At 53.3% G+C, this 10228-nt stretch carries 7 protein-coding genes; all 7 read left to right on the top strand.

The annotated features are described in order from the left end of the window. Positions 1-120: 120 nt before the first annotated feature. The 7 genes from DQ230_RS16290 (at position 121) to DQ230_RS16320 (ending at position 10141) form a co-directional block, all read left to right on the top strand. On the top strand, positions 121-1542 hold the full coding sequence (locus tag DQ230_RS16290; protein WP_162497488.1) for a recombinase family protein: 1422 nt from the start codon (positions 121-123) through the stop codon (positions 1540-1542). Positions 1543-1743: 201 nt separating this feature from the next. Continuing rightward, positions 1744-2331, top strand: coding sequence for a hypothetical protein (locus tag DQ230_RS16295; RefSeq protein ID WP_113913632.1), 588 nt, complete (start codon positions 1744-1746; stop codon positions 2329-2331). A gap of 363 nt (positions 2332-2694) precedes the next feature. After that, entirely contained in the window at positions 2695-4002 is a 1308-nt protein-coding gene (locus DQ230_RS16300) for a DEAD/DEAH box helicase family protein (protein WP_113913633.1), read from the top strand. Between the two features lie 492 nt (positions 4003-4494). Then, on the top strand, positions 4495-6378 hold the full coding sequence (locus tag DQ230_RS16305) for an AAA family ATPase (protein ID WP_162497489.1): 1884 nt from the start codon (positions 4495-4497) through the stop codon (positions 6376-6378). Between the two features lie 472 nt (positions 6379-6850). Next, the gene (locus DQ230_RS16310) at positions 6851-8299 is read left to right on the top strand and encodes a class I SAM-dependent DNA methyltransferase (RefSeq protein WP_113913635.1); all 1449 of its coding nucleotides are present in this window, start codon (positions 6851-6853) and stop codon (positions 8297-8299) included. Then, positions 8296-9492 (top strand): restriction endonuclease subunit S, encoded by a 1197-nt coding sequence (locus DQ230_RS16315; RefSeq protein WP_113913636.1) that lies wholly within the window; start codon positions 8296-8298, stop codon positions 9490-9492. The genes DQ230_RS16310 and DQ230_RS16315 overlap by 4 nt, the downstream gene beginning before the upstream one ends. A gap of 10 nt (positions 9493-9502) precedes the next feature. Next, on the top strand, positions 9503-10141 hold the full coding sequence (locus tag DQ230_RS16320; RefSeq protein ID WP_113913637.1) for a hypothetical protein: 639 nt from the start codon (positions 9503-9505) through the stop codon (positions 10139-10141). The last annotated feature ends 87 nt before the right edge of the window (positions 10142-10228 follow it).

Raw genomic sequence — 10228 nt, forward strand, 5'->3', positions numbered from 1 at the left:
GTCGCGCCCTGACTCTATATCACCTGTTGGCCAGCCTGCCCGAGGGCATGAAATGGCTGCCCGCGATGCCGTGAAATGCGTGCCCGAGATCACGCGAAATCACTGCCCAACTTCCGCGAAATGCGCAGTTGGACTGAAGAGAACGGGTACTCACTCGACACCAGCCTGAATATGCAGGACCTCGGCGTGTCAGCGTACAAAGGCGACAACGCCACCACAGGGGCACTCAGCGGCTTCCTAAAGGCTGTTGAGGCTGGACAGGTCCCTACCGGGTCCGTGTTGCTGGTCGAGAACCTTGACCGCATCTCCCGACAGAAGATCAGGAAGGCTCGTAACACGCTCGAGGATATCATCGACGCCGGTGTGGACGTCGTGACCCTCGCGAATAACAAGCGGTACACCCAGAACGATCTGGATGATGATGCAATGACCGGGATCGAGATCATCCTGACATTTCAGAGGGCACACGAGGAGAGCCTCACGAAGTCGAAGCGGGTCAAGCATGGCTGGCAGCGCAACCTCGAAAGCGTCAAGGCTGGCACGAGGAAGAGATCAAGGGCTATTCCGAATTGGCTGAAGCTGGTGGGGACCATGGACGATGGGCACTTCGAGGTGATCGAAGAGAAAGCTCAGGTGACCCGCGAGTTGTTCTCGAGGTTCGCTGATGGGGACGCCGTGTGGTCCATAGCAAAGGATTTCCGGGACCGTGGCATCAAGACCCCTCGGGGCAAGACCTTTGCGGCTGGAAACATCTACCGGCTGGTTAAGTCCAAGGCACCCTTTGGCATCCTCGAGATCGGACGCGGGACCAAGAATGACCGTACCGTGTTCGACCAGATCGACGGCTACTTCCCAAGGATCGTGGACGAAGACACTCAGCGCCGGGTGAAGATGCGCCTCGATGGCATTGCCCAGCGCAAGGAAGGGAACCGGATCGTCAACGACCCCAAGAGAAAAACCCAAGGCATCCTCACAGGCGTCATTCGGACCACCGAGGGAGAACGCTGCGTGTGTCGCAAGGGAACTGATGGTTCCTTCGCCTACGTCGAGACCACCACGAGACGCTGGCTGGCCTCGAGGAACGTCATTGAGAGCAGGTTCCTTGATGGCTGGTCTGAGATCGTTGCAGCACATGACACCGTTAGCGGCCCTGACGTGAATGACGTTGAGGCTGCGCTGGCGGTTGCTGCGGGGGACGCGGACACGATCACCGAAAGGCTCAAGAACAAAAAACTTCCTCCAAGGGTTCGAGCAACCTTGGAGCATAGCCTGCTGACAGCCCAAGCGAACATCGAGGAACTGCAAGGATACCTCAAGGAACTGCGTCGAGGTCAGGCGTTGGCATCGCAGGAAGTACCCGAAAATCTCGCGGGGATGGAACCTTGGGAAGCCAACCAGTGGGTGCGGATGATCGTGGATCGGGTGACCGTGATACGGGGTGACAAGAAGCGAGGGCCGGAGAGGAAGACCATGTTGGTAGTGACGCTCAAGAATGGTCTGAAGGTGCGACTTGGGGATACCGAATTGTTATTCGCAGGCTGACCGTGCTGTAAAGACGAACGTCCAAACCAGAGCCGAGAATATCGCGGGCATCGTGGTGCCCCTTGGGAAAGCTGGTCGCCCTTAGCGGGAACAAAAATGGCAATCTCAAAAACCCTTCAAACCCTTACCCATAAGGCTCATCTCGATCACCTCAATTGGTGCTCACCCAAGGAAGAAGAACGTCACCACCGCAAATGAGTGATGATCGCCCCCAAACAGAAAGACTACACAGTCATGACCAGCAGAGCGACCAGAAAGACCAAGCAATGCCTCTGGTGCGGCTCAGAGTTCACCTATGAACGATCCACCAAGAAGCACTGTTCTGAGAACTGCCGCCGCGCCTTCAACATCAAGGCCCAGCGTAAGCGCGAGAAAGAGAACGAACGACGCCGCACTCGAGAAGCCCTGCGTAGACGATGGGTTAACCTTGAGGAACGCCGGGCAGACCTCCCCAGTCAGATGCAAGATGCTCTTGCTGATGAGTACGAAGGCTATGGAAACATGGTCGGTGAAAAGAAGAGCGATCAGATCGGACGAAAGATTGAGGAGGCTCGTCCACTGTGGGATCGAGATGAGCGCATGATCCGGCGAGACGCTGAGAAGGCTGGTATCCCATGGGAACAAGTGATCGCACCCAAGAAGCCCCGAAAGGCAAGACCATCAGCCGCCAAGCCCTCAGTCGATTCTCAGATGGTGGTTCAGCGTGAACAATTCGTGAGACCTCCGTCCAGACCAATGCCCAAGATTGAAACCAAGAGAGAACGCAAGGTTTTGCACCGAAAGGGCTGACTCGATGAGACCAACCCATGGCGATGGTCATGGGGCCAACTCATAATGACCTCAAGCGATACCTGAACAGGTAAGACCAATATCCATTCCCGTTTGGTCTTCATCTCAAGCCATCCGGATAGTCACCTCAGGTGATCGTCTGAGGAGGCGCCATCCAGACCCTATAGTTTCTTTAAGGATGGGCTAGTTTTATTCCACGTAGACAACAGCTTACAGGAACCCTTACCCGTTTTTGAATGGGCAAAATGGGTATTGACCACCTCACTGGTCTCACACGCAAGGGCATCTCAAGCCCGAATACACACCATAGCGCGTCACTGAGCCAACCACCTTGCACCCAACATACACCCAAGGATCAAACCAATGCAGAATATAACAGTCTTCGACAGCATCATGGGGTCTGGCAAGACCTCGCACATCATCGAACTCATGCGACAGTCTCACCTCAAGGCCATGTTCAACGGAACCCCTCACCAATTCGTCTACGTCACTCCCCTCTTGGATGAGGTTGATCGCGTAAAGGACGCCCTGCCTGAGATGAAGTTCAAGGACCCCAAGCCTGTCCATGGCAAGAAGTACTTCCACTTCGAGCAACTCTTGGATGATCGAGAGAACATCGCCACGACGCATGAACTATTCAAGCGCCTGACGCACAAGGCCTATGATCACATTTCATCGGGCAACTACACACTCGTGATCGACGAGGTCCTGACCTGCTGTGACATCTTCTCTGACCTCAAGGAGGCTGATCGCAAGACCCTGTTCGACACGGGCATGGTCTACATCGAGGAGGACACACGCCGTCTCAGGTGGAACCACGACGATCACGGCGAGTACGCAGGTCGCTTCGAGGACATCAAGAACCTCTGCGACAATGGCAATCTCTGCGTCTATGGCGACAGCCAGGTCATCATATGGCAGTTCCCCATCGAGTTCCTTCAATGCTTCGATCAGGTTTACATCCTCACCTATCTCTTCGAGGGATCGCCAATGCGTTCCTACCTCGAGGCCGAGGGCGTCTCGTTCAAGATGATGGCGGTTGAGGGAGAGCGAGATAAAGGGTTCACACCAGTGGATTGGTGGTCTCAATCAGAGGCGGCGACCAAGGCCAAGATCAAGAAACTGGTCACCGTCTATGAAGGCCCGCTCAATGACATCGGTGCCAAGAAGGGCAAGGCGCAACCGTTCTCGAAGGGATGGCTGAATCGACAGGACAAACGCGGCATGGCTGCGATTAGGGCGAAGGCTGAGACGTTCTTCAAGACCAAGGCCGAGACCCCGTCATCAGAGAACTCATGGGCCACCTTCTCGGATCACAAGAAGGCCTTGAAGGGCAAAGGCTACTCGCACTCGAAGTGTTGGATACCGCTGAACACAAAGGCGACCAACCAGTACGCACACAAGCGGTCCATGGCGTATCTCTCCAATCGGTTCGCGCTGCCCCCGATCAAGAGGTTTTTCGAGGACCAAGGGATCGACATGAGTGAGGACATCTACGCCCTGAGCGAGATGATCCAAGTCCTGTGGCGCACCGCAATCCGCAACGATGAGCCGGTCATGTTCTACATACCGAGCGAACGGATGCGTGGCCTGTTCCACCTGTGGCTATCGACTGCCAACACGACCCAACTGATAAGGGCCGTTGGCCAACATAAGAGCAAAGCAGCCTGATCATCACAAAAAACGCCTGAGACGACGCTGCCGCTACTGTCGTCACGATCTCGGGTCAGCCCCTGCCTGCCCCAACCAAAGGCGGGGGCTTCCTTCTATCTATCAAAATACTCTCACACTCCTGCCACACTCCTTGCTCGAGAGCGGAAGCTCCAAACCGAAACGCTGGAGCAGACATCGCCTGTGTCTGCTTTCCAGCCTTTTAGGCTGACTGGTTTGCCTTTGATGCTCTTCATTCTTAAAACGAGAACGATGGCCTCAACCATGCAGTGGCTTTCAAGGCTGGCCGGTCGCAGCCGTCTTTGCAGTCGGTCATCGGTGAGGTCTTCGCTGGTGTGACATTCGACACGAAGGGCGGATTGCGGTCATTCGCTGCAACTGAAACCATGCAATGAATGCTTCCTTGGTCGCTGGCTAAAGAAGCTCCCCGCTATTCGTTTGCGATCCCGATAGGATTATGACAACGTTCACACAAGTTTTTGGGGTTTGATAATGCGGTACAAAGCTTTTCGGGTTAGAAACTTTAAAGGTATCTCGGACACGACGGTAGAATTTGGCGGAATTCTAGGCGCATCGGTGTTCCCTTTTGTTGGTTTGAATGAAAGTGGAAAGACAACGGTCCTTCAAGCCATCCATACGTTTTCCCCCGACGCAGCTACCAGCGAACTTTTAAGTGGGGAGAAAGATGTAGGGGTGCCTTTCAAAGAGAGAGTGCCTCGACATCTAATTTCAACTTTCACCGGTCGTGTTTCAGTGACGGCAACGATAGAGGCCAATGAGACCGATCTAAAAGCGATCAGGGCCAAACTTTCAGGCGACGGACTCAAAGTCGAGGACATACCCTCGGTGCTGGAAATTGAGCGCCGCCAAGATTTCAAAAGTGGTGACTTCGAAGGTAGCTACTTCACTCTTCTTACGGCAATTAAAGTTAAAACTGGGCGGCAACAGAAATTTCGAACGCCAACCAAAGATGAACGGGTTATGATCCGCGATGCCATATACGATCGGACACCTGACATTGCATTCTTTCCAACATTTGTCTTTGATTTTCCTTCGAAAATTTACCTTACGGACCGTGGAGGCCGAGTAAACAGCTTCTATCGAAGTGTGTTTCAAGATGTCTTAGATTCGGAAGGTAGCAAGTACCGAATAGAAAATGACATCGTCCGACGCATTCGTGGTGAAGACAAGCGCTTACCATGGGCGGCATTTTTGCCTGTGTGGTTTAGTCATGACGACAAACCTAAAATTGACCACATAATGGATCGGGCTGGTGTCGCTTTAACGAAAAGCGTATTCGGTCGTTGGAACAAAATTTTTGGCGAAGATACCAAAGGAAAAGAGCTAACTGTCGAATACTCGACAGACGAGGGTGAAGTTATAGATGAGAATGGAAATGCTGTAAAAACAGAAGAACATGACATTTTTGTCAAGTTTCAGGTCAAGGATGGAACCCGTCGCTTTGATGTCAAAGACCGATCACTTGGATTTAGATGGTTCTTCGCGTTCATGCTATTCACTCAATTTCGCACGGCTAGGGCCACTAATAAGCCAGTTTTATTTCTCTTTGACGAGCCCGCTTCGAATTTGCATGCATCTGCACAGCAAAGGCTGATCGAAAGTTTTCCGGAGATTGCCATCGGTGACCATGCATTGGCCTACACAACACATAGCCATTACATGATAGAACCGGCATGGCTAGAACAGACATTCATCGTAACAAATCGAGCTGACGCGCCAGACGACTCTGTGATTGACAACGTATCTCTTGACGATGGTTCCCTAGACATCAATGCCGAGACCTATAGGTCTTTCGTCAACAGAAATCCAAACAAAACATCCTATTTTCAGCCAATTTTGGATAGGCTGCAAGTTGTCCCAGACAAATTCAACATCGACCGAAGTTCGATAATACTTGAGGGAAAATCTGATTACTATATTTTGCGCTATGCGGCAAAATTGTTGGAAGTAGACGATCTGTCGTTTCTTCCCGGGCTTGGTGCAGGCACTCTTGGAGCGTTAGTGGCTCTCAGCACTGGTTGGAATCTTAAATACTTATTCGTCTTGGACTCAGACAAAGCGGGAAGAAGAGAACGCGATAAATATGTCAGAGATTTTGCGCTTCCAGAGACATCTATTACAACCCTTGGCGATTACCTCGAGCACGTAACAGTTATTGAAGACTTACTTGACGACACCGCCCGGTCAAAGATCAAGGCAGAATTAGGCTTAGATAAGATGCCATCGAAGGCGCAGATCAAGCGTTTCTTTCAAGAAAAATTGGCGACTAATGAAATCGACCCGCTCGGGGCCGGATTTAAACGAAATTCTGAGAAACTCATTCAATCGATGAAATCTCGCTTGGATCATGTTTAAAGCTGATCAATACCCTTTGGGATGACGTGCGACTGGGTCAGACACCGTGCTGCACTGCGGCGCGATGTTCCAAAGTGAATGGCGACTTTGGGCCGGTACGCTGCCGATTATCGTAGAGTTGCCTCAATGACCTTGCAAAGTTCGCTTTCTGTGTCTTGTGGACGTTAAGCCTGTCGATCCTCACAGCATTCGATTCGGACCACCGAGCAGACCCAAAGAGAACTCCACGAGAAAATGGTGGCGAACCTCGCGAGGCCTCACGTGGCCCGCACTGAAGGAATGCTCAAGGAGGACAAGGCAATTTTCGAGCCAGACCTTCTCCATATCGCCTGAGCAAACAACAGGAGGCTTTGAAACGAAGAGCGGATGCTGGTGCAACCACGATTGCTCCACGAGCTCTTGGAGTTGCTAAGGTTGCTTGAATACTGGAGAAGTGAAATGCTTTAGATGATCAGGAATTGGGCAGCCCAGCATGTATGAAAATGCGTTCAACAGCATTGAGAGAGAGCTTCGCAACGAAGAAGGCGTGGCTAATGAGCTGGACTACGTAGAGCAGACCTCATGGGTCTTGTTCTTGAAGTATCTCCACGACCTCGAAACTGAGCGGCGCGACCGGGCCGAGCTGGATGACACAGACTACACCCCGATTATCGACGGGGAATACCGTTGGGATCGCTGGGCGGCACCGAAGAAGGACGGTGAGTTTGACCACAACGTGGCCAAAATCGGTGACGACCTTATCGCCTTCGTAGATCAGGAGCTGTTCCCCTATCTCGGCTCGTTCCGTGAGACGGCTACCGGTCCACGCACCATCGAATACAAGATCGGTGAGGTCTTCACTGAGCTGCGTAACAAGTTCCGCTCGGGGTACATTTTGCGCGACGTTCTGGAGACAGTAGACGGGATGTCCTTTAACACCCAAGCCGAGCGCCACGAACTCTCTCAGCTCTATGAGACGCGCATTCGGCGGATGGGCAACGCAGGGCGTAATGGCGGTGAGTATTACACTCCCCGTCCGCTCATCCGCGCCATGATCAAGGTGACCGACCCAAAGATAGGAGAGACGATCTACGATGGCGCTGTCGGCTCTGCGGGCTTCCTCTGCGAAGCATACGAATACATGCGCAAGGACGATCTCACAGCGAGCCAGTGGGGAACGCTGCAGCGCGACACGTTTTTCGGACAAGAAAAGAAGGGTCTCGCCTACATCATCGGCATCATGAACATGGTCCTACACGGCATCGAAGCCCCCAACCTTGTCCACTCCAACACGCTTAATGAAAATGTGATGGACATACAGGAAAAGGATCGCCACGACATCATCCTCGCCAATCCGCCCTTCGGTGGTGGCGAACGTAAGGAGGTTCAGCAGAACTTTCCGATCCGTACAGGCGAGACGGCTTACCTTTTCTTGCAGCACTTCATCCGCAAACTGAGGGCCGGTGGCAGGGCGGCGGTGGTCATCAAGAACACCTTTCTGTCGAACACCGACGGGGCCAGCGTGGCGCTCAGGAAGGAACTTCTGGAGAGCTGCAACCTCCACACGATCCTCGACTGCCCCTCCGGGACGTTTCAGGGGGCCGGGGTGAAAACAGTGGTCCTATTCTTCGAGAAGGGCGCACCGACGCGGAACATCTGGTTCTACCAACTCGATCCCGGTCGCAACATGGGTAAGACCAATCCGCTGAATGACGGCGATTTGGGCGAGTTTGTGGAGCTGCAGCGCACCCGCCCCAATGGGCCGAAAAGTTGGATCGTTAACCGCGCCGATCTGGACGAGGACACCTACGACTTGTCGGTCAAAAATCCGAACGCCCCCGAGGCCGAGGCCCTGCGCAGCCCCGAAGAGATCATCGCCGACATGCTGGCGCGTGATGCGGAGACGGCTCAGATACTCGAAGACATTCGGGGGATGCTGTGAAAGACGTTGCCAAAAGTGGCTGGGTGAGCAAGCCGCTGGGCGAAGTCGTCGAGGTCATCGGCGGTGGAACTCCATCAAAGCGAAATCCCGCATTTTATGGGGGAGAGATACCGTGGGCGACTGTCCGGGATATGAACTTAGAACATATTGCGAAAACCGAACATTCGATTACAGCCGACGCTCTGAAAGCCTCGTCGTCGAAACTGATCCCCGCTGGTGAAGTCGTTATTGCTACCCGGGTCGGCCTTGGGAAAGCCTGCATCTTGGATCAGGATACAGCGATCAACCAAGATCTTCGCGGCCTAGTGCCCAAGTCGAGTGAGCAGGTTGACCGGCGCTTTCTCTTCCACTGGTACAAAAGCATTGCCAATCAAATAATCGCAGCGGGCACCGGAGCGACCGTACAGGGAGTAAAGCTTCCGTTCATAAAAGGGCTACCAATCCCCCTCCCACCCCTCGAGGAACAACGGCGCATCGTTGCGAAACTGGACGAGGCCTTCGAGGGTCTCGACCGCGCCCGAGAGAACGCCGAGGTGAACCTGCAGAATGCACGGGACCTTTTCGGCAGTGCGTTGCACGTGGCGTTCGAAGACGGGTCGATCTCATGGAATGACACGGTGCTTGCTGACCTTGGCTCTGTCGTCACTGGATCAACACCAAAAACCTCAGACAAAGGAAACCTTGGTGACCACCTGCCTTTCGTGAAACCCGGTGATTTCCTCTCGAATGGCTCACTCGTCTACGACAACCAAGGCTTGAGCGAGAAAGGAGCGTCCGTTTCTCGTTTGCTTCCTGCTGGTTCTGCTTTGATGGTTTGCATCGGCGCGACCATTGGAAAGGCAGGCTATAGTGATCGCCCGATAGCAACGAACCAACAGATCAATGCCGTTGTTCCGAACGACGGGATTAGTGGTGAATACCTCTACTATCAAATGCTGACCCCTGCGTTTCAGGCGGACGTCATGCATGGTTCTGGTCAAGCAACATTACCTATCATCAACAAGGGCAAATGGAGCAAGCTTACTGTCCGTTTACCGAGCGACCCAACCAAACAGATAGAGATCGTCGATAAGCTTTCTAGTCTTCGCGCTCAGATCGACGCAACATCGGCACAATACAAAGCCCAGATCGCCGACATCGACGACCTCCGCCAATCTCTATTGCAGAATGCCTTCGCGGGGGAACTGACATGAAAGAGAGCCAATGCCTGCACCTATAGAAAAGAAGTTGCGCATCCCTGTTCGGCTTGTTGATGGCAAATGGGAGGTCGAGTTCGGTGGGCAGGTACCCGTAAAGGACGATCAAACAGCCGAAATCTTGGTGCCAGAGAAGGCAATCACGGACAAACTCTTCTTAGAGGAGATGAAGAAACGCGTCCTACTGTCGGTGCTCCCAAGGGGGAGCAAGCTACGCGCGTACTTGGCCACGAAGGACTTCGAAAACGTCAGTGAAGAGCAGCGCAAGGCGCTGATCGATTGGGAAAACTGGCATCAAGAGGTATCCGAGTTAGCCATCGACAACTGGAGTGGAGGTGCGCTGAGCTTCTTCGAGCTAGAGCTTGGCCCTGCAACGGACCGGCAGATGCAGGATGACGACCTCATGCAAGGAGGGTTATGGCTGGAGATCAAGGGCCGCAAGGCCACCGGCTTGATTTCATCGACGTTTGAACTGCCGCCCTGCGTTTCGGACGAGCCTGCTCGCAGCCTGAACCACGCATTTACGATCCTGTCCGAGGTCTATGAGCCGTGGCGCATTTCTCATACTGGCAGTGCCTATGAGCGGTTCTTGTATCAAGAGGGTGACGGTGCGGATTTCAAAAATACCGGACAGCGATTACGCTAATTCCCGGACAGCCGTTTCAGTAATTCCCGGACAGCTCGGGCACGGCTGATCATCTGCCTGCGATCATGTTTCGGTTCGGATAGTTTC

The sequence above is a fragment of the Roseovarius dicentrarchi genome, assembly GCF_003316635.1.
Taxonomy (GTDB): Bacteria; Pseudomonadota; Alphaproteobacteria; order Rhodobacterales; family Rhodobacteraceae; genus Roseovarius; species Roseovarius dicentrarchi.